A 25,563-nucleotide genomic window follows, 5' to 3' on the forward strand; every position below is an offset into this window, starting at 1 on the left:
CGTGGAGATTTATGCGGTGACGACGCGCACGCCTTCGCGGTTTATGAGAGCCGCTCGACAAGGCCCCTGCCTCACGCGGGCTTTGTGACTATAGCAGCCCTATCGGTAGCGCGATCCATTATGTTGGCCGTTATGCTGGGTTTGACTACCATCCAATGAAATCAATGCTTTAGGAACAAAAAACGCCGCCCGATGGGCGGCGTTTCGGCATTCTCTTGGAAAAACCAGATTACTTGATCTTGGTTTCCTTGAACTCGACGTGCTTCTTGGCGACCGGGTCGTATTTGCGGAACGACAGCTTGTCCGTCTTGGTGCGACTGTTTTTGCTGGTCACGTAGAAGAAACCGGTGTCGGCGGTCGACAGAAGCTTAATCTTGATGTTTGCGGCTTTGGCCATGGTATCAGTCCGTTTGTTCGTGGGGTTTTGGCCGCTGGAGCACGGGAAAACACCCGGACGCGGGAAACTTGCCGCGACACATAAAGAACGCGCCCGGAAAGTCAAGCCCGACGCGCCTTGCGGCCGTCACGGACGCCAATGCCTGTCGGCATTCATACGTGTTCCGCCTCCAGAACGATGGTTTTCTTCCAATCTCCCGTGGTGTTCCACCAGCGATTCGGATTGGCGCGGTCGTCCAACCCCTTGGAACGGCTGGCAAGGACCGGCTGAATGCGGATCACCGGCTCCTGGTAGCTGTGCGCTTGGAAGATCGCTTCGACGACGCGCGCCGCCAATTCCTGGTCATCGGGCAATTCGAACGAAACCTCGACCGTGCCGGGGCGCCGCCGCAATTCGGTCTCGGCGCCGGCGGCTGCGCCGTCAAGTGGCCGGTAGCGCTCGATGCCATGCGCCGACTGGTAGGCGTTGCGGTCATATTTACCCATGGCCAGCGGCGCCAGCGCCACCACGGCGTCCATGATGCGGTCGACATCCGCGGCCGGCGCCTGGAAAGTGACAAGCAGGAGCAGCGTCATCCGCAATGATGTGGTTTCAAAGCCGCTGTCGATCATCGGAGTCTCCTCAACTTCAGGTGTTTTGAGGTCTCCGTATAAACCGTGGCTGCTGACACGGTTCTGTCAGCAGCCAGTCATCCGGGGGTAGCCAGTTATGGGCCAGCCGGTAGTGGGCGATCGTGAATCCGGTTTGCGCCGGTGGCGGCTTACAAGATCTTGCGGACCAACCTGACGCTGGCAAGAACCATGTAGGCGGCGAAGAACAGGCCGAGCGACCAGCCGAAGCCAGAGGGACCGAACGCATCCATGCCGATGCCTATCGCCTGCGGGCCGAGCACCATGCCGACGCCGTAGCACAGCACGAAGGCGGCATTGGCGGAAGCCAGTTCATGGCCGGAAAGCTGCGAGCCGAGATGGGCGAGGCCGATCGTGTACATGGCCGCGACCACGCCGCCCCAGACGAACAGAAGGCCCGCCATCAGGTGCCAGTTGCCGGCCAGATGCGGCATGAAGATCGTACCGGCGAGTCCGACAGTGGCGCAGGCCAGAAGCAGATAGCGGCGGTCCGAGACGCGATCGCTGATCATGCCGATCGGGATCTGCAAGAGCACGTTGCCGAGGCCGATCATGGTGAGCAGCAAGGCGGCGTCGGCTTCGGAATAGCCGATGCGGTTGCCATAGACCGGAAACAGGGCGAAACCGCCCGTTTCGACGGCTCCAAACACCAGTACGGCGGCGGTGGCGGTCGGCACCAGCCAGATATAACGCAGGAAATTGCTGGTCTCGCCGTCAGATACGATCGTCGGGCTCTCGTTACGCGCCGCCAGCACCGGGATCGCGGCCAGCGCCACCAATGCGATGATGACTCCGAAAGGCCTGAAGCCGGAACTGCCGAGATGGGCGAACAGCCACGGCCCCGCGGCAAAGCCGAGCGACAGCACGGTGGCGTAGATGCCGAGCACAAGACCTCGCCGATGCGGCGGCGCCGAGGTGCTGATCCAGAATTCCGACAGGATGAACAGCACCGTCAGCGCGATGTGCAGCACGACGCGCAGCGGAAACCACATCCAGAAATCGGGTGCGAAGTGGAAGCCGACGAAGGCCAGCGCACCGGCGGCAATCATGGCGATCATCGTCCAGGCAACGCCGAAGCGCATGGCGAGCGGCGTGGCCAACGGGGCGCCGGCGATCGAGGCCAGGCCGGCGACGGCTGTGTTGAGGCCGATCATCGAGGCCGAATGGCCGCGCGTTTCCAGGATGACGCTGAGCAGCGGCATGCCGAGGCCGATGGCGATGCCGACGACGCTGATCGACGAGATCGCCGCCACCATCGGCAGCCAGTGTACGCGCTCGTCGCCCTTTGGTTGGGTATCGACCGTCATGTTATGTCTGAATACTCGATGTTCTACAGAATTTCGCGGGTGAAGCGGTTGCGGACAAGCCGGTAGAAGGGCACGGGACCGCCCGGACGCAACAGCGGATCATGGGCGAGGCGGCTTTCCAGCTCGTCCAGGATCATCCGGGTGATGTCGGGAATGTCGGCTTCCCTGGCCTTGGCAAGCGGCAGCCAGACCAGTTCCTCGAGTTCGTTGGTCGGACCGCCGCCCGTCAGTTCGACGGCGACATCATCGCGCCAGGCGCAGAAGAAGCGGGTGTCGAAGCGGCGCACCCGGTTGGGCGGCGTGATGGCGCGCGCAATGAAGCGCAGCATGTCCAGGGCAGGTTGCACCCCATGTTCGGCAAAGCCTTGCCAATCAGACCTTGTCGTGGCGAAGGCGCCTTTGCGACCAATCAGCAGCCCGGCTTCCTCATAGGTCTCGCGGATGGCCGACAAGGCGATGGCGCGGGCACGCGCCTCGCTCGTGCGGCCGGGGCCGGCGATGAGCTTTGCTTCCTGCTCGGGATGCAGCGCGGTGGCGGTGGGGATGCGGCTGTCCGCCGGGTCGGTACGGCCGCCAGGAAAAACGAACTTGCCTGGCATGAAGGCGTGACGGGCATGACGGCGACCCATCAGGACCCGCGCGTCGTTGCCCTTGCCGTCGAGCAGGATCAGGGTCGCGGCATCGCGTGGACGAATCGCCCGGCCGCCATGCGTGGCCAGACCCTTGTCGATCCTGTCGACGTCCGCCTTGGTCATTCCTTCCATGCGCAGGACCTAGCGGAAACGTCTTGCATGCGAAAGTAGCCTTGACGGTTGGCACGTTGCGCCAGCCAGCACCTCAAGCACCGGGATGGGGTTCGGCCACGTCGTGTTCGCCAGCAAAACCGTGCATATAGAATGCCCATTGCAATCCGATGACGGCACCCTTCACCGGCTGCAGTAGGGCAACCGACAGCAGGATCGTCAAGGGTACCCAGATGGCGATGTGCTGCCAGGTGGAAAGGGTCGACGTCGCCTCCACGCCCATGAAGGCGCCGAGCACGATGTGGCCGACGATGACGATGACCAGATAGGCGGGCAGGTCGTCGGCGCGGTGATGGTGTATCTCCTCGCCGCAGACGCTGCATGTCTCGACGGTCTTGGTGAAGCCGCGAAACAGCTTGCCTTCGCCGCAATGCGGGCAGCGGCCGAGCATGCCGCGCTTCATCGCCGTCCACAGCGGACGCGCGACCCGGCCCGAGTGATGTTCACCGCCGAAAACCTGTTCTTCCGTGACTCTTGCCATCATCGTCTCCTGCCACGCGAGCCTGGGCGCGATTGTGACGCACGGGCGCGGCCTTTTGCCTTGTGAAACGACCTGACGGAGCCAGGCAGGGGCTTCGGGTCGGTCAACATCTCAAAGCGCATCGCGCCGGCCATCGGCGCCACTTCGACGAGACGGACCTCGACACGGTCCGCCAGCTGATAACCCTTGCCCGAGCGTTCTCCGTAGAGCGAGCGGGCCGTTTCGTCATATATATAGTAATCGCCGCCCAGAGTTGACACGGGGATGAAACCATCCGCGCCATACTGCGGCAATTGGACAAATAGTCCCGATTTGGTGACGCCCGAAATGCGGGCGTCGAAACGGTCGTCGATGCGCTCGGCGAGATAAGCGGCGATCAGCCGGTCGACCGTGTCGCGTTCGGCCGCCATTGCACGGCGTTCTGTGCCGGAAATCAGCACCGAAACATCCTCGAGCCGCGCTTCCTCCTCCTGCGCCAGGCCTCCCGGGCCGAGGCCGAGTGCGGCGATAAGCCCGCGGTGCACGATGAGGTCGGCGTAACGGCGGATCGGCGAGGTGAAATGCGCGTAACGGTTCAGGTTGAGGCCGAAATGGCCGATGTTCTTGGGTGAATATTCGGCCTGGCTCTGCGAGCGCAGCACCACCTCGTTGACCAGACCTTCATTGTCGGCGCCGCGCACGCGCTCGAGAATGCCGTTGAACTGGGCGGGCCGCATCTGCGCACCGCGCGCCAGCGACAGGCCCAGGGTTTGCAGAAATTCGCGCAGCGATTCCTGCTTGGCCAGCGAGGGCGCGTCGTGGGTGCGGTACACCAGCGCCTGCTTCTTCGCCTCGAGTGTCTCGGCGGCGGCGACATTGGCCTGGATCATGAATTCTTCGATGAGCTTGTGGGCATCGAGCCGTTCCGGCACGACGACGCGATCGACCGTGCCGTCGGGCTTCAGCAGGATCTTGCGCTCGGGCAGGTCGAGTTCGAGCGGCTGGCGGCCATCGCGTCCGCGCTTGAGGATCGCATAGGCATCCCATAGCGGCTTCAGCACCGCGTCGAGGATCGGCCCGGTCTTGTCGTCCGGCACGCCGTCGATCGCCGCCTGCGCCTGTGGGTAGGCGAGCTTGGCCGCCGACTTCATCATGACGCGATGGAAGGAATGCCTGATCTTGCGCCCGTCCGCCGAGAAGGTCATGCGCACGGCCAGTGCCGGGCGATCCTGGCCTTCGCGCAGCGAGCAGAGATCGTTGGAGATGCGCTCGGGCAGCATCGGCACGACGCGATCCGGGAAATAGACCGAGTTGCCGCGCTTCAGCGCTTCACGGTCGAGTGGAGTGCCGTAGCGGACGTAAGCAGCCACGTCGGCGATGGCGACCGTGATGACCACGCCGCCGGGGTTCTTCTCATCGAGATCGGGCGTAGCGAACACCGCGTCGTCGTGGTCCTTGGCGTCGGCCGGGTCGATGGTGACCAGCGGCAGTTCGCGCCAGTCCTCGCGGTTGGCCATCGTCGCAGGCTTGACGGCTTCGGCTTCGGCGATGACGTCGGCCGGGAAGACATGCGGAATGTCATGTGCGTGGATGGCGATCATCGAGACCGCCTTTTCGCTGGTCAGCGAGCCCAGCACGTTGAGCACTTTTGCTCTCGGCAAGCCATAGCGCGAGGCCCGGGCGGGCTCGACCTCGACGAGATCGCCGTTCTTGGCTCCGTTCTGGAATTCCTTGTCGACGATCAGTTCGGGTTGCCGGCGCTCCACCGGCTCGATGCGGAAGCTGCCGTCCTGAAGCACCCGAAAGACGCCGAGAACGGCATCCGTGCGCTTCTCGAATATCTTCATCACCCGCCCTGTGTAGGCCGGGCCGCCCAAGGCGACATTCGTGTCGTCGGCGGGAAAGGTCTTGGCCAGCACGCGATCGCCAATGCCAGGCGCCGGTCCGCCGCCACTGCGCGACAGGCGGATGGAAACGATGGGGGGCGGTCCATTGGCGGTGTGTTCGGTGGGACGCGCCAGCAGCACGCCGTTGGCGTCGCGGTCGAAAATATCGAGCACCGTGACATGGGGCAGGGCGCCAACGCGGGCCAGGCGCTTACGCTCCTTGGTCAGGACGCCTTCGTCCTGCAGGTCGCGCAGGAGATCCTTCAGCCAAATGCGGTCCGGGCCGCGCAGCGCGAACGCCTTGGCGATGTCGCGTTTTCCAGCGCGATCCGGATTTTCGGCGACGTAGCGCAGGATTTCGTCACGCGAGGGCCTGTAATCGCCCTTGACCTTGGCCGTTGTGTCGGCGGTGCGCGGGTCGCCGTGGGTTGTTGCGGAGATCCTGCGCGCCACGCCGTTCTATCCCTTTTTCCTGGCGGCAGGCTTCTTGGCCGCCGTCTTCTTGGTAGCGGGGGCCTTGGCCGCCGCCGCTTTGCGGAAAGGCTTCTTGCCGCCGCCGCCCTTGGCTTCCTTCTCGGCGATCAGCGCCAGCGCATCCTCCATCGTCACCGATTGCGGATCCTTGCCCTTGGGCAGCGTGGCATTGACCTTGCCGAAATTGACATAAGGCCCGTATTTGCCGTCGCGCACGACGATCTTGCCGCCGCCGTCGGGATGATCGCCAAGCTCCTTGAGGGCTGCCGCAGTGCCGCCATTGCGGCCGCCCTTGCCCTTCAACTGCTTCTCGGCGATCACCGAAACAGCGCGGTTGAGCCCGATCGAGAATACATCCTCGATGCTGTCGAGATTGGCGTAGGTGCCGTCATGCAGCACGAAAGGCCCGTAGCGGCCAAGCCCGGCCGAGATCATCTTGCCGGTTTCCGGGTGCTTGCCGACATCCCGCGGCAGGGAAAGCAGGGCAAGCGCCTTCTCATGGTCGATCGAATCGGGCGTCCAGCCCTTGGGCAAGCTGGAACGCTTGGCTTCCTTGCCGTCGCCGCGCTGGATATAGGGACCGAAGCGGCCGCTGCGCAGCGTGATCTCCTCAGCCGTGTAGGGATCCTTGCCGAGCACTTTGGTGCCGTCTTCGCCGCCGCCATTCTCGCCATTGGGGTTGGCGGCGTCGCCGAGCTGGCGGGTGAAGGAGCATTCGGGATAGTTCGAGCAGCCGACGAAGGCGCCGAACTTGCCGAGCTTGAGCGACAAATTGCCGGTGCCGCATTTGGGGCAGATGCGCGGATTGGAGCCGTCCTCCCGGGCAGGGAAAACCAGCGGCGCCAGTTCCTCGTTCAGCGCATCGAGCACGTCGGTGACGCGCAGTTCCTTGATGTCGGCGACCGCGCCGGAAAAATCCTTCCAGAAATCGCGCAGGACGTCCTTCCAGGCGAGCTTGCCGTCGGAGATCTCGTCGAGCTTTTCCTCGAGCGATGCGGTGAAGTCATATTCGACATAACGCTCGAAGAAGCTCTCCAGGAAGGCCGACAGCAGCCGGCCCTTTGCCTGCGGCACTAGCCGGCGCTTGTCGATGGTGACATAGTCGCGGTCCTCGAGCGTCTTTAGGATCGCCGTGTAGGTCGACGGCCGGCCGATGCCGAGCTCCTCCAGCTTCTTGATCAGCGAAGCTTCGGAATAACGCGGCGGCGGTTCGGTCGTGTGCTGGGTGGCGTTGATCGCCTGGCGGGCAAGCTGCTCGCCGGCGCGGATTTCGGGCAAGCGGCGGTTTTCCTCGTCCTCGGAATCGTCGTCCTTCTGGTCGGTATAGGCAGCGATGAAACCATCGAAGCGCACGACTGAACCGACGGCGCGCAACTCGGCTGTGCGCGCGCCGTTGACCGCCTCGATCTCGACCGTGGTGCGCTCGATCTCGGCCGGCTGCATCTGGCTGGCGATGGCGCGCTTCCAGATCAATTCGTAGAGCCGCATCTGGTCGGCATCGAGATATTGCCTGACCGATGCCGGCGTGCGCATGAAATCTGTCGGGCGGATCGCTTCGTGCGCTTCCTGGGCATTCTTGGCCTTGGTCGTGTACAGGCGCGGCTTTTCCGGCAGGTATTTCGGGCCGAACTCCTTGGCGATGGCATCGCGTGCGGCGTCGATCGCCTCGGGCGCCATCTGCACGCCGTCGGTTCGCATATAGGTGATCAGGCCGGTGGTTTCGCCGCCGATCTCCATTCCTTCATAGAGGCGCTGCGCCACCTGCATCGTGCGGTTGGCCGAAAAGCCGAGGCCCGACGAGGCGGCCTGCTGCAATGTCGAGGTGGTGAAGGGCGGGCCTGGATTGCGCTTGGTGGGTTTTGCCTCGACGGACAGCGCCTTGAAGGCCGCGCCCTCGAGCATGGCCTTGATGTCGTCGGCCTGCGCCTTGTTGGCGATGTCGAGCTTTTGCAATTTCTTGCGCTCGAAAGCGGTCAGGCGCGCCTCGAAATTTTCGTTGCGCGGCGTGCCGAGGATGGCAGCGATCTGCCAGTATTCCTCGCGGATGAAGCGTTCGATCTCGGATTCGCGGTCGCAGACCAGCCGCAAGGCGACCGACTGCACGCGGCCGGCGGAACGGGCTCCGGGGAGCTTGCGCCACAGTACCGGCGAGAGAGTGAAGCCGACGAGATAGTCGAGCGCCCGGCGGGCGAGATAGGCGTCGACCAGCGGCGCATCGATCTGGCGCGGATTGGCCATCGCCTCGAGCACCGAGCTCTTGGTGATGGCGTTGAAGACGACGCGGCTGACCGGCTTGTCCTTCAGCGCGCGCTTCTGCCGCAAGACTTCCAGAACGTGCCAGGAAATGGCCTCGCCCTCGCGGTCCGGGTCGGTGGCGAGGATCAGGCCGTCGGCGTCCTTGACCGCCTTGGCGATGTCGGCGAGGCGCTTGCCGGATGCCGTGTCGACCGCCCAGGACATGGCGAAATCCTCGTCCGGTCGCACCGAGCCATCCTTGGCCGGCAAATCACGGACATGGCCGAACGAGGCCAGGACCTTGTAGTTCTTGCCGAGGTATTTGTTGATTGTCTTCGCCTTGGCCGGCGATTCGACGACGACGACGTCCATGAGGGCTCATATCAGCTGTGATGCGGCAGAAGAATTCCGCTGCGCGCGACGAAATCTCGGTTCTGTTCGTCGCTCACATGGCCGCGCTTTTGCATCCGGTCAAGGGGAAGCGGCCAAATTGCAAGAGTGCCGGCAGCAATACACTCTAAGAGTGTATGGAGAAGATCACATTGTTGAGGGGTAACTAAGACAAATGGCTGGAGCGGTGAGGAGCGGCTCAAATTGGCGCCGATGAGTCGCCGGCGACCCTGTGTATTGAGCCAAATGCCGCGCCAGCGCGTCTGGTGCGGGCTGCCAGGCGTTGGAGGCACGCCCGGCAGCAACGTCGAAGTTAAGGTGGCAGCCTTAGTCGGCCTTGACGATATGCCAGACGCCGCCGACGCCATCACCCGACACATCGCCGGCCTTCTTGTCCTTGATGAATGTGTAGACGGGCTTGCCGTCATAGGCCCACATCTTGGTGCCGTCGGTACGGTCGACTACGGTCCATTCATCGTCCGCCTTGGCGCCGGCCTCGGCCTTCAGCGGCGGCCAGTTTGTGGCGCATTTGTCATAGCAGTTGGTCTTGCCCTTCTCGTCCTTGTCATAGGTATAGAGCGTCATGCCGTTGGCATCAGTGTAGATCTTGGTGCCGCCGACCTCGGCCTCCTTCCAGGCCTCTGCTGCGAAAGACGCGGCGGTGCTGAGCAAAAGCGCGGCCAACCCTAGTGTCACGGTTTTCATCGAAATCTCCCTGCTGATCCGAGGATGCGCGGCAATCGCGGCCTCGCTCGATCAACGCGCAGGTACCGACGTTTATTCCCGGGCATGCCAACACAATGGTGATTGGCAGAGGGGCCCGGGCGTCGCTATATCGGCGCCGTAAAGTCGGAGTTCTGGAATGGCACTCGATATAGGCTATGTCAGCGCGGTCGGGGCAGGGGCGATCTCGTTCCTGTCGCCTTGCGTGCTACCGCTGGTGCCGCCCTATCTCTGCTACATGGCCGGCGTGTCGGTCGACGATTTTCGCGGCAATGCCGGGGCAGCCGCCAAAGCCGGCGCCCGTACCGCGCTGCTTTATTCCTCGATTGCCTTCGTGCTCGGCTTCTCGACCGTGTTCGTCGCGCTGGGCGCCGGCGCCTCGAGCATCGGCCGCCTCCTGCGCGTCTGGCAGGAGCCGCTGGCAATGGGCGCCGGCGTGCTGATTATCCTGATGGGGCTGAATTTCCTCGGCATCCTGCGCATTCCGCTTTTGTCGCGCGAGGCGCGTTTCCAGTCGCAGGGCAAACCGGCAAGCGCGGTTGCGGCCTATGTCATGGGACTGGCCTTCGCCTTCGGCTGGACGCCGTGCATCGGCCCGGTGCTGGGGCCGATCCTGACGCTGGCCGGCGGCCGCGAGACAGTGGGCGAAGGCGCATTGCTGCTCGCCGCCTATTCGCTCGGCCTCGGTATCCCATTCCTGATCGCGGCACTGTTTTCCGGCGCCTTCATGCGTTTCCTCGGCAAATTCCGCGTCCATCTCGGCCGCGTCGAGAAGGCGATCGGCGCATTGCTGGTCGTCGCCGGCGTGTTTTTCCTCACCGGCGGGGTGCAGGCCGTGTCGTATTGGCTGCTGGAGAATTTTCCGCTGCTGGGCCGGCTGGGATAAGGCTGTCGGTATCGGGTGCGCACAAGATTGAACCTGTGACCCGCTGATTAAGAGTCGGCTGCTCACCATCTCACCGGAATTTAACCGCATTGGTGCAGCATGGCGCCCACTGCTAGCATGATTTGATCCCCGACGCTTTTCCTATGGTTGTCCTTCCATGAACCAGAGAACATGCCTATCCGTCATCCTCGCCGCCGGCGAAGGCACGCGCATGAAGAGCGCGCTGCCCAAGGTGCTGCACCAGATCGCCGGGCTGCCGATGGTCGCGCATGTGGTCAAGGCGGCCGAGGCAGCGGGCGCCGGCGACCTTGCGCTGGTGATCGGCCACGGCGCCGAGGAGATGCGCAAGGCGGCGCAGAAATTCGCGCCGGAGGTAGAGGCTTTCGTGCAGGAAAAGCGCCTCGGCACTGCGCATGCGGTGCTTGCCGCGCGCGCTGCTATATCAAAAGGTTACGACGATATCCTCGTCATGTTCGGCGATACGCCGCTGATCGATCCGGACGCCCTCACGGCCGCGCGCCTGAAGCTGGCGCAAGGTGCTGCCGTCGTGGTCATCGGCTTCCGCACGGCGAACCCCACCGGCTATGGCCGCCTGATCGAAAAAGGTGGCAAGCTCGTCGCCATCCGCGAGGAAAAGGACTGCTCCGACGAGGAGAAGAAGATCACCTTCTGCAATGGCGGGCTGATGGCGATTGCCGGCAGCCAGGCGATGAAACTGCTCGACGCCGTCGGCAACAGGAACGCCAAGGGCGAATACTATCTCACCGATATCGTCGAGCTTGCCAGCAACCAGGGCCTCGATGTCGTCGCCACCGAAGCCAGCTTCGAGAATGCGCTCGGCATCAACAACCGCGCCGAGCTGGCGCAGGCCGAAGGCATCTGGCAGGCACGCCGCCGGCAGGAAGCGATGCTTTCGGGCGTGACGCTGATCGCACCAGAAACGGTGTATTTCTCGCACGACACCGAGATCGGCGCCGATACTATTGTCGAGCCGAACGTCTGGTTCGGGCCCGGTGTGAAGATTGCAGGCGGCGCCAGGATTCACGCCTTCAGCCATATCGAAGGCGCTATCGTCGCCGCTCATTGCGATGTCGGCCCCTTCGCGCGGCTGCGGCCGGGCGCCGATCTCAAACAGAAAGCCAAGGTCGGCAATTTCTGCGAGGTCAAGCAGGCCGTCATCGAGGAGGGCGCCAAGGTCAACCATTTGACCTATATCGGCGACGCGCGGGTGGGCGCCGGGGCCAACATCGGCGCCGGCACGATCACCTGCAATTATGACGGCTATCTGAAGCACTTCACCGATATCGGCGAGGGCGCCTTTGTCGGATCGAATTCCTCGCTTGTCGCGCCGGTCACCATTGGCAAGGGCGGCTATATCGCCTCGGGCAGCGTCATCACCGAAAGCGTGCCCGACGATGCGCTGGCCTTCGGGCGTGCCCGCCAGAAGACGATCCCCGGCAAAGGCAAGGAATTGCGCGAGCGCTTCGCGTCGGCCGCGGTTGCCAAAAAGAGGTAAAACCGGTCTTCAAAAACTGAACGATTGCAGTAACTGGATTGCAAGTGCGCTGTGTCATGATGCATGCGTACGAGACTGTTCCCATTACACGGAACGAAACGCAAAGTAACTTTCGCGAGAGCCCGGCAATCCGTAGATAGCGCCGGGTTCTGCCGGGGATTGGGGACTGTCTGCATGTGCGGTATCGTTGGAATTGTCGGCCATTCGCAGGTTGCGCCGCTCATCGTCGATGCGCTGAAGCGGCTTGAATATCGAGGCTACGATTCGGCCGGCGTCGCCACCATAGAGAAGGGGGCGCTTGGCCGCCGCCGCGCCGAAGGCAAGCTGGTCAATCTCGAGCGCAGGCTGAAGGACGAGCCGCTCGACGGCACGATCGGCATCGGTCACACCCGCTGGGCCACGCATGGCGTGCCGAACGAGACCAACGCGCATCCGCATTTTTCCAATGGCGTCGCCATCGTCCACAACGGCATCATCGAAAATTTCGCCGAGCTGCGCGACGAACTGATCCGCGACGGCTATTCCTTCTCGTCGCAGACCGACACCGAGGTCGTCGCGCATCTGGTGGCGCGGGAAGTCGCCAAAGGCTTGAAGCCGGTCGATGCCGCGCACAAGGCGCTCAAGCGGCTGGAAGGCGCCTTTGCGCTGGCGATCATGTTCACGGGCGACGAGGACCTCATCGTCGGCGCCCGCAACGGCCCGCCGCTGGCGGTCGGCCATGGCGACGGCGAGATGTTCCTGGGCTCCGACGCCATCGCGCTTGCCCCGTTCACCAATTCGATCACCTATCTGGAAGACGGCGACTGGGCGGTGGTGCGCCGCAGCGGTGTCGCCATCTTCGACATTGACGGCGAAAAGGTCGACCGCAAGCGCCAGCAGTCGCTCTCGACCAGCTTCATGGTCGACAAGGGCAATCGCCGCCACTTCATGGAGAAGGAAATCCATGAGCAGCCGGAGGTGATCTCGCACACGCTGGCGCATTATGTCGATTTTGTTTCCGGCGTCTCCAAGCCGCTCGACCTGCCGTTCGACTTTGCTACGATTAACCGGCTGGCGATTTCGGCCTGCGGTACCGCCTATCTCGCCGGGCTGATCAGCAAATACTGGTTCGAGCGCTACGCTCGGCTCCCGGTCGACATCGATGTCGCCTCCGAATTTCGCTACCGCGAAATGCCGCTGTCGAAGAACGACGCCGCCTTCTTCATCTCGCAATCGGGCGAGACCGCCGACACGCTGGCCTCGCTGCGCTATTGCCGCAAGGCCGGCATGAAGATCGGCGCCGTCGTCAACGTGCGGGAATCGACCATGGCGCGCGAATCCGACGTTATCTTGCCGACGCTGGCCGGGCCGGAGATCGGTGTCGCCTCGACCAAGGCCTTCACCTGCCAGTTGTCAGTGCTGGCTTCGCTCGCCGTCCGGGCAGGCGTGGCGCGCGGCACGATTTCGCGGGACGAGGAAAAGTCGCTGGTGCGGGCGCTTTCCGAGGCGCCGCGCTATGCCAACCAGGTGCTCAAGCTCGAAGAGCAGATCGAACGGATCGCGCGGGAACTGTCGCGCTACAAGGACGTGCTCTATCTCGGACGCGACACCAATTTCCCGCTCGCCATGGAAGGCGCGCTGAAGCTCAAGGAGATCTCCTACATCCACGCCGAAGGCTATGCCGCGGGCGAGTTGAAGCATGGCCCGATCGCGCTTATCGACGAGAACATGCCGGTCATCGTCATCGCGCCGCATGACCGCATCTTCGAGAAGACTGTGTCCAACATGCAGGAGGTGGCGGCGCGCGGCGGCAAGATCATCCTGATCACCGACGCCAAGGGCGCCGCGCAGGCGAGCGTGAAGACGATGGAGACGATCATCCTTCCGGACGTGCCGGAAATCATCTCGCCGATCATCTACGCGCTGCCGATCCAGATGCTGGCCTATTTCGCCGCCGTTTTCATGGGCACCGATGTCGACCAGCCGCGCAATCTAGCGAAATCGGTGACGGTGGAGTAGGCGTTTTTTAAACAGGTGCTTTAAAAACTTCGCAGTTCCAAAGCGCCTTCCGGTTCACTAATGTTTGCGCTGCAACTCGCGCCCCGGTGAACCATGTCAGATGCTCTCAAGACCTCCGGCATGACCCGGCTGAGGAACTATTTCCTCACAGGCTTCGTCGTCTGCGCGCCGCTGGCGATCACCGCCTATATCGCGTGGTCCTTCATCGGTTGGGTGGATTCCTGGGTCAAACCCTATATTCCGGCACGCTACAGTCCCGATACCTATCTGCCGTTCCCGGTTCCGGGGTTCGGGCTGATCGTGGCGCTTGTCCTGATCACGCTGATCGGATTCATGACCGCCAATATCGTCGGCCGCGCCATCGTCAATTTCGGCGAGCGCCTGCTTGGCCGAATGCCGCTGGTGCGGGGCATCTATCGCTCGCTGAAGCAGATTTTCGAAACCGTGCTGTCGAACAAAGGTGACATGTTCCGCCAGGTCGGCTTGGTCGAATATCCGCGCAAGGGGGTGTGGTCGCTGGTGTTCGTGGCCAGCGAGAAGGAAACCGAGATCAACCAGAAGCTTGACCAGGAAGGCGATCCGCTGACCGCTGTCTTCATGCCTTGTACGCCCAATCCGACGACGGGCTTCCTGATGTATGTGCCGAAGTCGGACATCGTGCTGCTCGACATGACGATCGAGGATGGCGCCAAGCTGATCGTCTCGGCCGGGCTGGTGGCGCCGGAGGTGAAAACGAAGCTGGTGACACTGAATGGCGAGCCGATCACCGGCACCCTGGCCAATCCGCCGCTCGGGCCTTATCCCGCCCGCAGGAGCCGCACCGCCTCGTCGCGGCCGAACAAGTAGAGCAGCAGGCGCAGCGCTTCGCCGCGCTCGGTCTGCAGGTCCGGATCCTGTGACAGGATCAGCCTTGCGTCATCGCGGGCCGCTTCGAGTAGGTCCGCATGCGCCTCGATGCGCGCGACCTGGAAGCCCGGCGTGCCGGACTGACGGGTGCCAAGCAATTCGCCTTCGCCGCGCAGCTTCAGGTCCTCCTCGGCGATCACGAAGCCATCCTCGGTCTCGCGCATCACCGACAGGCGCCGCTTGGCCGTTTCGCCGAGCGGATCCTTGTAGAGCAATACACAGGACGAAGGCTTGTCGCCGCGCCCGACGCGGCCGCGCAACTGGTGCAGCTGGGCGAGGCCGAAACGTTCGGCGTGTTCGACGACCATGATGGTCGCGTCCGGCACGTCGACGCCGACCTCGATGACGGTTGTGGCAATCAGGATACGTGTCTCGCCCTGCTTGAAGGCGCGCATCGCTTCGTCCTTCTCGGCGCCCTTCATGCGGCCGTGGACGAGGCCGATCCGGTCGCCGAACAGCGGCTTCAGGGAAGCAAAGCGGTCCTCGGCCGACATCAGCTTTATCTCTTCGGATTCTTCCACAAGCGGGCATATCCAGTAGATTTTCTGGCCGCCGGCCACCGCTTCCACCATGCGATCGACGAGTTCGTCCAGCCGCTCAAGCGGCAGCGTGACGGTGCGGATCGGCTGCCGGCCGGCCGGCTTTTCCGTCAGCTTGGAGACGTCCATGTCGCCGAAGGCGGTCAGCACCAGCGTGCGCGGAATGGGGGTTGCTGTCATCACCAGCATGTCTGGCGCGTCGCCCTTGGCGGTGATGGCAAGCCGCTGGTGAACGCCGAAGCGATGCTGCTCGTCCACGACGGCAAGGACGAGGTCGTGGAACGCCACCGTTTCCTGGAACAGCGCGTGGGTGCCGATGACGATGTCGATCTCGCCGCCGGCCAGTCCCGCCAGCGTTTCGGTGCGTTCGCGGCCCTTTTCGCGACCGGTGAGGATGGCCGTGCGCATGCCTGCCCGTTCCGCCAAAGGGGCGATCGTCGCCACGTGCTGGCGCGCCAGGATCTCTGTCGGCGCCATCAGGGCAGCCTGGCCGCCAGCCTCGACGGCACGCGCCATGGCCAGGAGCGCAACGACCGTCTTGCCGGAGCCGACGTCGCCTTGCAGGAGGCGCAGCATGCGCTCGGGGTCGGCGAGGTCTGCATTGATTTCGGCGAGCGCGAATTCCTGGGACGCGGTCAATGTGTAGGGCAGGGCCGCGCGCAGCTTGTCGACGATCCGGCTGTCGCCGGTGAGCGGCCGGCCGGACAGCCTGCGGACCCTCGACCGGACCAGGGCGAGCGACACCTGGCCCGCCAGCAACTCGTCATAGGCGAGGCGCCGCCATGCGGCGCCTTCGATGGCGACATCGATCGGGTCCGCGGGATGATGGATGCGGGCCAGCGCGTCACCGAAAGACGGGAAACTCTGGCGGCGCATGAAAGCGCCATCCTGCCACTCAGGCAGTTCCGGCAGACGGCCGAGCGCCTGGCCGATGGCGCGGCGCAGCACCTTGGCGGACAGCCCCGCCGTGAGCGGATAGACCGGCTCGACCAGCGGCAGGTTTTCGGCGTCGCCGGCCAAGGCGATATGATCCGGGTGGACCATGGTCGGGCGCCCGTTGAACCATTCCATGCGTCCGGAGACCACGACATGCTCGCCCACAGGCATCGATTTTTCCAGATAGGCAGCATGGGCGTGGAAGAAGGTCAGCGCCACTTCGCCGGTATCGTCATGGGCGTAGACCCGGTAAGGCACCGACCTGTTGCCGCGCGGCGGCGGCTGGTGGCGGTCGATGCGCAGGTCGAGCGTGACGATGGCGCCTTCGGCCGAGCCGGCAATGCCCGGCCGGTTGCGGCGGTCGATGACGGTATGCGGCAGCACGAACAGAAGATCGCCGGCGCGCGCCGCTCGGTCGCCGAGATCGGCCGCGACGACTTTTTCGATCAGCGCGCCGACCTTCGGCCCGACACCGGCGAGCGACGTGATCGGGACGAAAAGCGGGTCAAGGATGGAAGGACGCATGATGTCAGCTTATGTCGCGACGGCTGCAGCGCAAGGCTGACAGCCCCTTCTATCCACGCTATATGCGCCGCAGCAAGCGAGGATGCGGCACAATGACGGGAACGAAACGATCAAGCGAGGGGCTCGACGCCCGCCGCCGCAAGCTCTTGTTCCGCTCCTGGCACCGCGGCATGCGCGAGATGGACCTTATCCTCGGCACCTTCGCCGATGCTGAGATCGGCGCCTTGACCGGCGATGAAATCGACCAATATGAAAAGCTCCTCGATATTCCCGACACCGAGCTCCTGCCCTTGATCACCGGCGAACGTCCTGTTCCCGCCGAAATTGATTGTGCGGTCCTGCAAAAAATCATGGCTTCACGCCGGACAATGACCTTTTGAAGAACGCTTCCATGAGCCTCATTCCCACCATCGGCTTGCCGAAAGGCCGTGCCGGCCAGTTCATCGTCGACGGCGTCGCCGACGGCTATGAAGCCTTCGCGCTGGTGCAGGCGGCGCGCGAGATCGCGCCCGACAAGCCGGTGCTGTTCGTGGCGCGCGACGGGCAGCGCCTGCCGGCAATCACAGAGGCGCTGGCCTTTGCCGCTCCCGGCCTGCCCGTGCTGGAACTGCCCGCCTGGGACTGCCTGCCCTATGACCGCGTCTCGCCCGGCTCGGATGCGGCCGCCCGGCGGCTCGACGCGCTCGCCGCCATGATCGCGCTGGCGAGGAAGCCGCATCGCGCCGTCATTCTCACCACCGCCAATGCGCTGCTCCAGCGCATTCCGCCCGCGGATCTCATCGAGGCGCAGACCTTCCACGCCAAACCTGGCAACCAGGTCGATATGAACGCGCTGGTGTCGCGGCTGGAGACATCGGGCTTCGACCGGGTGCCGACGGTGCGCGGCATCGGCGAGTTCGCCGTGCGCGGCGGCATCCTCGACCTTTTCGCACCCGGCTGGGCCGAGGCGCTGAGGCTGGATTTCTTCGGCGATACGCTGGAATCGATCCGCGTCTTCGACGTGGCCACGCAGCGCACCACCGGGCAGCGCAAGTCCATGGCGCTCCAGGCGATGAGCGAGGTGGCGCTGACGCCGGAGACGATCAGCCGCTTCCGCCGCGCCTATATCGAAGCGTTCGGCGCGCCGTCGCGGGACGATGGGCTTTACGCCGCGGTCAGCGAAGGCCGGCGCTTCGCGGGCATGGAACATTGGCTGCCGTTCTTCTACGAGCGGTTGGAGACCGTGTTCGACTATCTGCCGGACACGCCTGTCGTTTTCGACCATCTGGCGCATGAAGCGCTTGCCGAACGCCACACGCTGATCCTCGATCACTACGAGGCGCGCAAAAAGCAGGCCGAAGGTGCGCTGAAGGACGCGGTGCCCTACAAGCCGGTGGCGCCGGACCTGCTTTACCTCTCGCCGGAAAATCTCGTCGCTTCTCTCGGACCGCGCGAAGCGATCGACTTCACCGCCTTCGACGCACCGGATGCGGGAGCGAGAAAGGTCTTCCACGCCGGCTCGCGCCATGGCCGCAGCTTCGCGGAAGAGCGCGCCGACCCCAACGTCAATGTCTTCGACGTGGCGGTAAAGCACATCGCCGACGAACGCGCGGCACGCCGCCGCGTCATTGTCGCCGGCTGGACCGAGGGCTCGCTCGACCGGCTCGGCCAAATTCTCGCCGAACATCGTCTGGGCAATCTTGCGCCGGTGGCGACCTTGGCGGAGGCGGAGAAACTCGAGCCGGGGCAGGCGGCGTTGGCCGTGCTGCCGCTGGAATCCGGTTTCGAGACCGAAAGACTGGTCGTCGTCGCCGAACAGGACATTTTGGGCGACCGGCTGATCCGGCGCTCCAAGCACAAGAAGCGCGCGTCCGACTTCATTGCCGAAGCCTCGGCCCTGTCGGCTGGCGACATCGTCGTCCATGCCGACCACGGCATTGGCCGCTTCATCGGCCTGCGCACAATCGAAGCCGTCGGGGCGCCGCATGATTGCCTGGAAATCCACTATGCCGGCGACGACCGACTGTTCCTGCCGGTGGAAAACATCGAGCTCCTGTCGCGCTACGGCTCTGACACGGCCGAGGCGACGCTCGACAAACTCGGCGGCGGCGCCTGGCAATCGCGCAAGGCGCGGCTGAAGAAACGCCTGCTGGACATGGCCGAGCAGTTGATCCGCATCGCCGCCGAACGGCAGATGCGCGCTGCACCCCCGCTGGTGCCGGCGGAAGGCCTCTATGGCGAGTTCGCCGCGCGCTTCCCCTATGAGGAGACCGATGACCAGCAGACGGCGATCGATTCCGTCAGGGACGATCTGGCGGCCGGCAAGCCGATGGACCGGCTGATCTGCGGCGATGTCGGTTTCGGCAAGACCGAGGTGGCGCTGCGCGCCGCCTTCATCGCGGCGATGGAAGGGTTCCAGGTGGCGGTCGTCGTGCCGACAACCCTGTTGTCCCGCCAGCATTTCAAGACCTTCTCGCAGCGCTTTTCCGGCCTGCCGATCCGCGTCGCCCAGGCATCGCGGCTGGTCGGCGCAAAGGACCTGGCAGAGACCAAGAAGGGCATTGCCGAAGGGACGGTGGATATCGTGGTCGGCACCCACGCGCTGCTCGGCAGCGCGATCTCGTTCAAGAATCTCGGCCTACTGATCATCGATGAAGAGCAGCATTTTGGCGTCAAGCACAAGGAACGGCTGAAGGACCTGAAGACCGACGTCCACGTGCTGACGCTGTCGGCGACGCCTATCCCGCGCACGCTGCAACTGGCATTGACCGGCGTGCGCGAACTGTCGCTGATCGCCACGCCGCCGGTCGACCGCATGGCGGTGCGCACCTTCATCTCGCCCTTCGATCCGCTGGTCATTCGCGAGACGTTGTTGCGCGAGCGTTATCGGGGCGGCCATTCCTTCTATGTCGTGCCGCGCATCAGCGATCTGGCGGAAATCCATGATTTCCTGAACCAATCCGTGCCGGAACTGAAGGTGGCGGTGGCCCATGGCCAGATGCCGCCAGGCGAACTCGACGACATCATGAACGCCTTCTACGACGGCCAGTACGACGTTCTCTTGTCGACCACCATCGTCGAATCCGGCCTCGACATCCCGACCGCCAACACGCTGATCGTCCATCGCGCCGACATGTTCGGCCTGTCGCAGCTCTATCAGTTGCGCGGCCGTGTCGGGCGCTCGAAGGTGCGCGCCTACGCGCTGTTCACACTGCCGGCCAACCGCAAGCTGACCGACACCGCCGAACGTCGACTGAAAGTGCTGCAGTCGCTCGACACGCTGGGCGCCGGCTTCCAGCTCGCCAGCCACGATCTCGATATCAGAGGCGCAGGCAATCTGCTCGGCGAAGAGCAGTCCGGCCACATCAAGGAAGTCGGCTTCGAGCTCTACCAGCAGATGCTGGAGGAGGCGGTCGCGGAGGTGAAGGATTCCGGCGAGGTGCTGGATGGCGGCTGGTCGCCGCAGATCGCCGTCGGCACGGCGGTGATGATCCCGGAGAGCTATGTGCCGGACCTGCAGCTCAGGCTGGCGCTCTATCGGCGTCTCGGCGACCTCGAGAGCACCGAGGAAATCGATGCTTTCGGCGCCGAGCTGATCGACCGTTTCGGCCCGCTGCCGGAGGAGGTGAAGCATCTGCTCAAGATCGTCTTCATCAAAGCCCTCTGCCGCAAGGCCAATGTCGAGAAGCTCGATGCCGGGCCGAAGGGCGTCGTCATCCATTTCCGCAAGCGCGAATTCCCCAACCCGGTCGGACTGGTCAAGTTCATCGGCGAGCAGGGCTCGCTGGCCAAGATCCGACCCGACCAAAGCGTCGTCTTCACCCGCGACTGGCCAACCGCCGAGAAGCGGCTGGCAGGCTCGGCGGTGGTGATGACGCAACTGGCGCGGCTGGTGGAGAAGGCGGCGTAGCCAGCCCGGCCCATTCGCCAGCGCTGAAATTCCGGTCTAGAATAGGAAATCGGCTTCGTGTATGGAGCCGCCACCCCACATGGGGGCTGGAAATGGCGGGCGAGGGTGCTTGCCGGAAAGAGCGTTGGGTGCAGCGATGACGAAATGGTCGCCGAATTCGTGGAGGGCAAAGCCGATCAAGCAGGTCCCTGCTTATCCGGACCTTGCCGCGCTGAAGAACACGGAGGCCCAGCTCGCCACCTTTCCGCCGCTGGTTTTTGCCGGCGAGGCGCGCAAGCTGAAGAAGCAACTGGCCAGCGTCGCTGCCGGCGAGGCATTCCTGCTCCAGGGCGGCGATTGCGCCGAAAGCTTTGCCGAACATGGCGCGGACAACATCCGCGACTTCTTCCGCGTGTTCCTGCAAATGTCGGTGGTGCTGACCTTCGCCGGTGCGCAGCCGGTGGTGAAGATCGGCCGCGTTGCGGGCCAGTTCGCCAAGCCGCGCTCGTCCGACAACGAGACCAAGGGCGAGGTGACGCTGCCGAGCTATCGCGGCGACATCATCAACGGCATTGAATTCGACGCCAAGTCGCGCATTCCCGATCCTGCCCGCCAGGAGATGGCGTACCGCCAGTCGGCGGCGACGCTCAACCTTCTGCGCGCCTTCGCGCAGGGCGGCTATGCCAGCCTGGAGAATGTGCATCGCTGGATGCTCGGTTTCGTCTCCGACAGCCCGCAGGCCGAAAAATACGAGTCGCTCGCCAATCGCATCACCGAGACGATGGATTTCATGCGCGCGGTCGGCATCACCTCCGAAACCAATTTCGCGCTGCGCGAGACTGATTTCTATACCAGCCACGAGGCGCTGCTGCTCGGCTATGAGGAAGCGCTGACGCGTGTCGATTCTACCTCCGGCGACTGGTACGCGACGTCTGGCCACATGATCTGGATCGGCGACCGCACCCGCCAGCCGGACCATGCGCATGTCGAATATTGCCGCGGCATCAAGAACCCGCTCGGCCTGAAATGCGGCCCGTCGCTGACGCCGGACGGCTTGCTGGAACTGATCGACCTGCTCAACCCCGAGAACGAGCCAGGCAGGCTGACGCTGATCGCGCGCTTCGGTTCCGACAAGGTCGCCGAGCATCTGCCGAAGCTGGTGCGGGCGGTGCAGAAGGAAGGCCGTAGCGTCGTCTGGTCGTCAGACCCGATGCACGGCAACACGATCGAGGCGGCCGGCTACAAGACGCGGCCGTTCGACCGCATCCTGAAGGAGGTGCAGACCTTCTTCGAGGTGCACCGCGCCGAAGGCACGCATCCGGGCGGCATCCATGTCGAGATGACCGGCAAGAACGTGACTGAATGCACTGGCGGTGCCCGCGCCATCACCGCCGAGGAATTGCAGGACCGCTATCACACCCATTGCGACCCGCGCCTCAATGCCGACCAGGCCATCGAACTGGCGTTCCTGGTGTCGGACCTGCTCAAGAAAAGCCACCCTGTGCAACACAAGCAGGTCGCCAACGGCTGAACCTCGTCCAAAGCAGTTCACAGGAAAAGCGCTTCCTGCCGAAAAATCAGTCTTGCTTGTAGAGCAGCCAGCTCTTGCCGGCGCGGCCCGCCATCATCGAATGCCTGGTCACGCGGTTACGTCCGCTGACCTTTGAGCGGTAAAGCGCCCGGTCTGCCTTGCTGTAGAGGTCTTCAGGGCCCTCGGCTTCGGATGCCATGCAGATGCCCATCGAGACGGTGACGGTGCCGTAATTCATGCCGGTCTGGCTGCTGGTGAAAGGCGACTGCTCGATCAGCGCGCGAATGCGTTCGGCGATTTCGTAGGTGGCGTCCTCGCTTGCGCCCTCGACGATCAGCGCGAATTCCTCGCCGCCGGTGCGGGCGACGAACATGTCGGCGCGAATGCTGGTCTGGAATATATCGGCGATGATCTGGAGGATCTTGTCGCCGACGGGATGGCCGTACCTGTCGTTGATGTCCTTGAACCGATCGATGTCGGCGAGGATCAATGCATTGAACAGGATGCCTTTGTTGCTGTTGTAGATCCTGGTGAGTTCCTTGTCGAAGGCGCGACGGTTCCAGATTTGCGTCAGGGGATCGGTGTCGGCCAGGCGCTTGTATTCCTCGAGCTTCGACTTGACGCTTTCCAGTTCCGCGGTCTTGTCGCTGAGCGTCGAGGCAACTTGCCGGCCATGATCGATCGTCGAATTGGTGGCGACCGCCATGGCATTGACGATCTTCTGCAGAACATCCGGCGACAGCAGGCTGTTTCTGCCGAGTCCGCTCGACGTTTCGTTTAGGATCCTGCCGTATTTCTCGATGTGGCTGCGCTCGCTCCTCAGCAGCGAAGCGATGTCCTCGAGTTCGTTGGCGATGACTTCCCTGGCATGCTCGACGATGCCGGAGCCATGGTTCTGGGCAAAGAAGGCGCGTCCGATCCGGTCGAGGTCGTCCTGTGTCGGTCGGCCGCTCAGCGACACGACGGCAAGGCTGAGCTCGCGATTGGATCCGCTCAAGGCCTCGTAGAAGATCTCGTAATTGCGTGGCAGGCCGAGCACGCCGAGCTGGCGCATTGTGGCGAGGACGGTGCTCGCAATATCGGTGCTTCGTTCGCTCTGGGCGGCTGCCGGCTGCATGTTCTGTTCACTCTTCCCCGGGAACACGCTGCGACATTCGCAGGCATCCAATGTCGCCGACCTGGGGAACGCTGGCCATTCCAGTCCATCTTGCGAAGAAGGCGCGTCCCCACTCACGACTTTCGCTTGCGAGGATCATAGATGCAGCAGCGCTAAAGTTTCCTTAATCCGCTGAATCCGGCCTGTTTTTCGCTGATTCCGGCTGGACAGGCCTTTCATCCGTGAACAAACAATTCCCGAGCGTGCCAAATGCATGTCGCATTTTCTTGCGCGCAGCCATCGAAAAGCTGGGATCCTCTCAGCAGCGATTTCTTTTGGGATGGTGCGATGAGTGAAAATCATACGGGATCGTGTCTATGCGGAGCGGTTCGCTTCAGGACACGAGGGCCGTTGCGCGGCGTCATCTATTGCCATTGCTCGCAATGTCGCAAGCAGAGTGGACATTTCTACGCCGCAACCAATGTCCGGGACGCCAATATCGATATCGACGGCGCCGACAACATCACCTGGTATGAGGCGTCCGCCTTCGCCGGGCGCGGTTTTTGCAAGACATGCGGATCGCTGCTTTTCTGGAAACCGCGGGACAACGCCTATGTTTCGGTTCTGGCGGGATCGTTCGATGAACCGACAGGCCTCGAGGGCCAATGCCACATTTTCGTGGGTGACAAGGGCGATTATTATTCGATCGACGACGCGCTGCCTCAATTCGAGAAGTCGACCCCATCGGTGAAGGTCGCCGACGAATGAATTTTGGGCGAGCCAGCTTATTCCATTGATCGGGCCATTGCTTTATCCCGTGCCGGTGATTCGCAAAGGGGTTTGGCATGCAGCGGCTGATCGACGCTTATTTCAACTCGCTGCGGGCGTTCCGCAAGCTGACCGCAACTGAAAAAGCTTTCCAGCAGGAGCTGGCGCTGCTCGCCCTTGCCCTTCCGATCGGCTGGTTCGTTTCGGTGTCGTGGCGCGGCTACGCGCTGCTGATCGGCGCGGTGCTGCTCCTGATCATGGTCGAGGTGCTGAACACCGGCATCGAAGCGGCCTGCGATGCCTTTAGCCGCGAATTCAATGTCGACATCCAGCTGGCCAAGGACTGCGGTTCGCTGGCGGTACTGATCTCCGTGGCGATCGTCGCCGGCGTCTGGGGCATCGCGATCATCGAGCGTATCGTCGGGCTGCCGATCTGAGCTTTCGACCGCCGGCCGGCGGTCAGTTTTCCCTGGCACGTTCCTTTCGGGCGAAATGGCGGGCGATGAGCCAGGCGAGTACGGCCACGGCCAGGCCGATAGCCAGGCCCACCAATATCCGCTCATGGCGAAGCAGCGCCTGGCCGATGAAATGCTCGGCGCCCAACCCGAAGACATAGCCGATGGTGCTGAACAGCACCGCCCAGACCGCCGAGGAAATGGCGTTCAAGACGATGAAGCGGGGTGCTGCGATGTTCGACAGGCCGGCCGCGATGCCACCGACCAGGCGCATGCCATAGACGTAGCGGTTCGACAGCACGAAGATGTTGGGATGGGTGTTGAGCAGACGATAGGCGCGGCGGAAGCCGGGCCGCTTGCGCAACCCGACGACATAGCGATGGTCCGCGAAACTTCTCCCCAGGATGAAGAAGCAGGTGTCGCCGGCGAAGGCCCCAAGCGCTGCCACGACGACAGTCTGCCAGAGGACGAAGATATGCTGATGGGCGAAGAAGCCGCCGAGTATGGCGGCACTCTCGCCCTCGGCGACACAGCCCAGAAAAACGGCGATCAGCCCGTATTGTTCGATGAAATGATGGATCGCGTCGCTCATGACGGCGATTGCTGCGACAGCCTCTCGTCGATCCGCTTGACCAGTTCGGTCAGCCGCACGATCTCGTCGCGCATGCCGATGATCTGGCCGTGGCGCATTTCGTCCAGCTTTTCATGCAGCGCCATGATCTCGATCTCGGCCTTCAGATTGACCTCGTAGTCGTGGGCGGCATCGATGCGGTCGCGCTCGGTCTGGCGGTTCTGCGCCATCATGATCACCGGCGCCTGCAGCGCCGCGACCATGGACAGGACGAGATTGAGGAAGATGAACGGGTAGGGGTCGAAGGCGTCGCGCGCCAGAAGCCAGGCATTGGCTGATGTCCAGACGATCAGGAAGGCAATGAAGCCAAGGATGAACGACCAGGAACCGCCAATGCGGGCGATGCTATCGGCAAGGCGGTCGCCAAAGGTCTGGTGGAAGGCGACGGCCTTGTTGGTGTCCCTGGAGATCGTTGTGCGCTCGAGCGTCGACTGCAGCACCCGGTTCTCCAGGGCGCTGAGACCGTCCGGCTTTCGTCTCAGCCAGCGGTTCGCCAGATCGTCGATTGTCTTGTTCATGGCCGTCTCCAAGGGCTTGGCTGGCGATAGACGTAGAGGCTGCCGGCCCGCGCGGGAAGTGCTAGATTTGATGGGAACCGGAGGGA

General features: G+C 63.4%; 21 protein-coding genes. 9 read left to right on the forward strand and 12 right to left on the reverse strand.

The annotated features are described in order from the left end of the window. Window positions 1–229: 229 nt before the first annotated feature. The 8 genes from rpmG to FJ867_RS24295 all read right to left on the reverse strand — a co-directional run bounded on the left by rpmG (window position 230) and on the right by FJ867_RS24295 (window position 9,286). A complete protein-coding gene (gene rpmG, locus FJ867_RS24260) occupies window positions 230–397 on the reverse strand; it encodes a 50S ribosomal protein L33 (RefSeq protein ID WP_006201775.1) in 168 nt (55 codons plus the stop codon). A gap of 152 nt (window positions 398–549) precedes the next feature. Further along, window positions 550–1,008: a hypothetical protein gene (locus FJ867_RS24265; RefSeq protein WP_140501560.1), complete on the reverse strand. Its 459-nt coding sequence runs from the start codon at window positions 1,006–1,008 to the stop codon at window positions 550–552. Window positions 1,009–1,157: 149 nt separating this feature from the next. Further along, complete coding sequence (locus tag FJ867_RS24270; protein WP_140501562.1) at window positions 1,158–2,333, reverse strand: MFS transporter; 1,176 nt, start codon at window positions 2,331–2,333, stop codon at window positions 1,158–1,160. 23 nt (window positions 2,334–2,356) lie between these two features. Then, window positions 2,357–3,097 (reverse strand): NUDIX domain-containing protein, encoded by a 741-nt coding sequence (locus FJ867_RS24275; protein WP_140518285.1) that lies wholly within the window; start codon window positions 3,095–3,097, stop codon window positions 2,357–2,359. Between the two features lie 73 nt (window positions 3,098–3,170). Continuing rightward, on the reverse strand, window positions 3,171–3,617 hold the full coding sequence (locus FJ867_RS24280; RefSeq protein ID WP_140501566.1) for a DUF983 domain-containing protein: 447 nt from the start codon (window positions 3,615–3,617) through the stop codon (window positions 3,171–3,173). After that, window positions 3,617–5,935, reverse strand: coding sequence for a ribonuclease R (gene rnr / locus FJ867_RS24285; RefSeq protein WP_140818801.1), 2,319 nt, complete (start codon window positions 5,933–5,935; stop codon window positions 3,617–3,619). Before rnr ends, FJ867_RS24280 begins: the two co-directional genes overlap by 1 nt. Window positions 5,936–5,941: 6 nt before the next feature. Continuing rightward, window positions 5,942–8,563, reverse strand: coding sequence for a type I DNA topoisomerase (gene topA, locus FJ867_RS24290; RefSeq protein ID WP_140557820.1), 2,622 nt, complete (start codon window positions 8,561–8,563; stop codon window positions 5,942–5,944). Between the two features lie 345 nt (window positions 8,564–8,908). Further along, window positions 8,909–9,286, reverse strand: coding sequence for a hypothetical protein (locus FJ867_RS24295; protein WP_140525400.1), 378 nt, complete (start codon window positions 9,284–9,286; stop codon window positions 8,909–8,911). A 157-nt stretch (window positions 9,287–9,443) separates the two neighbouring features. Here FJ867_RS24295 and FJ867_RS24300 point away from each other — a divergent pair, with 157 nt between their 5' ends. The 4 genes from FJ867_RS24300 (at window position 9,444) to FJ867_RS24315 (ending at window position 14,550) form a co-directional block, all read left to right on the forward strand. After that, on the forward strand, window positions 9,444–10,190 hold the full coding sequence (locus FJ867_RS24300; RefSeq protein ID WP_140498969.1) for a cytochrome c biogenesis CcdA family protein: 747 nt from the start codon (window positions 9,444–9,446) through the stop codon (window positions 10,188–10,190). 157 nt (window positions 10,191–10,347) lie between these two features. After that, the gene (gene glmU / locus FJ867_RS24305; protein ID WP_140557818.1) at window positions 10,348–11,706 is read left to right on the forward strand and encodes a bifunctional UDP-N-acetylglucosamine diphosphorylase/glucosamine-1-phosphate N-acetyltransferase GlmU; all 1,359 of its coding nucleotides are present in this window, start codon (window positions 10,348–10,350) and stop codon (window positions 11,704–11,706) included. A gap of 174 nt (window positions 11,707–11,880) precedes the next feature. Beyond that, the gene (gene glmS, locus FJ867_RS24310; RefSeq protein WP_140498965.1) at window positions 11,881–13,704 is read left to right on the forward strand and encodes a glutamine--fructose-6-phosphate transaminase (isomerizing); all 1,824 of its coding nucleotides are present in this window, start codon (window positions 11,881–11,883) and stop codon (window positions 13,702–13,704) included. Between the two features lie 93 nt (window positions 13,705–13,797). Continuing rightward, window positions 13,798–14,550, forward strand: coding sequence for a DUF502 domain-containing protein (locus FJ867_RS24315; RefSeq protein ID WP_140525397.1), 753 nt, complete (start codon window positions 13,798–13,800; stop codon window positions 14,548–14,550). Here the strand turns inward: FJ867_RS24315 and recG are convergent. Beyond that, window positions 14,502–16,610, reverse strand: a complete 2,109-nt coding sequence (recG, locus tag FJ867_RS24320) for an ATP-dependent DNA helicase RecG (protein ID WP_140818803.1) — start codon at window positions 16,608–16,610, stop codon at window positions 14,502–14,504. The two genes, FJ867_RS24315 and recG, sit on opposite strands and share 49 nt — an antisense overlap. A 92-nt stretch (window positions 16,611–16,702) precedes the next feature. Here recG and FJ867_RS24325 point away from each other — a divergent pair, with 92 nt between their 5' ends. The 3 genes from FJ867_RS24325 (at window position 16,703) to FJ867_RS24335 (ending at window position 22,009) form a co-directional block, all read left to right on the forward strand. Further along, entirely contained in the window at window positions 16,703–16,990 is a 288-nt protein-coding gene (locus tag FJ867_RS24325) for a succinate dehydrogenase assembly factor 2 (RefSeq protein WP_140818829.1), read from the forward strand. Window positions 16,991–17,001: 11 nt separating this feature from the next. Next, window positions 17,002–20,499 carry a transcription-repair coupling factor gene (gene mfd / locus FJ867_RS24330; protein WP_140818805.1) on the forward strand — a complete coding sequence of 1,166 codons (3,498 nt, stop codon included), beginning with the start codon at window positions 17,002–17,004 and terminating at the stop codon, window positions 20,497–20,499. A gap of 136 nt (window positions 20,500–20,635) precedes the next feature. Next, window positions 20,636–22,009, forward strand: a complete 1,374-nt coding sequence (locus tag FJ867_RS24335) for a 3-deoxy-7-phosphoheptulonate synthase class II (protein ID WP_140498994.1) — start codon at window positions 20,636–20,638, stop codon at window positions 22,007–22,009. Between the two features lie 46 nt (window positions 22,010–22,055). Here the strand turns inward: FJ867_RS24335 and FJ867_RS24340 are convergent, their stop codons facing one another. Continuing rightward, window positions 22,056–23,126, reverse strand: a complete 1,071-nt coding sequence (locus FJ867_RS24340) for a diguanylate cyclase (RefSeq protein ID WP_140498955.1) — start codon at window positions 23,124–23,126, stop codon at window positions 22,056–22,058. Window positions 23,127–23,453: 327 nt separating this feature from the next. Here FJ867_RS24340 and FJ867_RS24345 point away from each other — a divergent pair, with 327 nt between their 5' ends. Together FJ867_RS24345 and FJ867_RS24350 are read left to right on the forward strand one after the other, a co-directional pair. Continuing rightward, complete coding sequence (locus FJ867_RS24345) at window positions 23,454–23,873, forward strand: GFA family protein (RefSeq protein WP_140498953.1); 420 nt, start codon at window positions 23,454–23,456, stop codon at window positions 23,871–23,873. Between the two features lie 77 nt (window positions 23,874–23,950). Next, window positions 23,951–24,310: a diacylglycerol kinase gene (locus FJ867_RS24350; protein ID WP_140498951.1), complete on the forward strand. Its 360-nt coding sequence runs from the start codon at window positions 23,951–23,953 to the stop codon at window positions 24,308–24,310. Between the two features lie 22 nt (window positions 24,311–24,332). On the opposite strand, the gene FJ867_RS24355 is transcribed toward FJ867_RS24350, so the two are convergent. Further along, on the reverse strand, window positions 24,333–24,920 hold the full coding sequence (locus FJ867_RS24355) for a DedA family protein (RefSeq protein WP_140498949.1): 588 nt from the start codon (window positions 24,918–24,920) through the stop codon (window positions 24,333–24,335). Further along, complete coding sequence (locus FJ867_RS24360; protein ID WP_140498947.1) at window positions 24,917–25,477, reverse strand: DUF1003 domain-containing protein; 561 nt, start codon at window positions 25,475–25,477, stop codon at window positions 24,917–24,919. Before FJ867_RS24360 ends, FJ867_RS24355 begins: the two co-directional genes overlap by 4 nt. Between the last annotated feature and the right edge of the window lie 86 nt (window positions 25,478–25,563).

This window comes from Mesorhizobium sp. B2-5-3, from assembly GCF_006441005.1.
GTDB lineage: Bacteria > Pseudomonadota > Alphaproteobacteria > Rhizobiales > Rhizobiaceae > Mesorhizobium.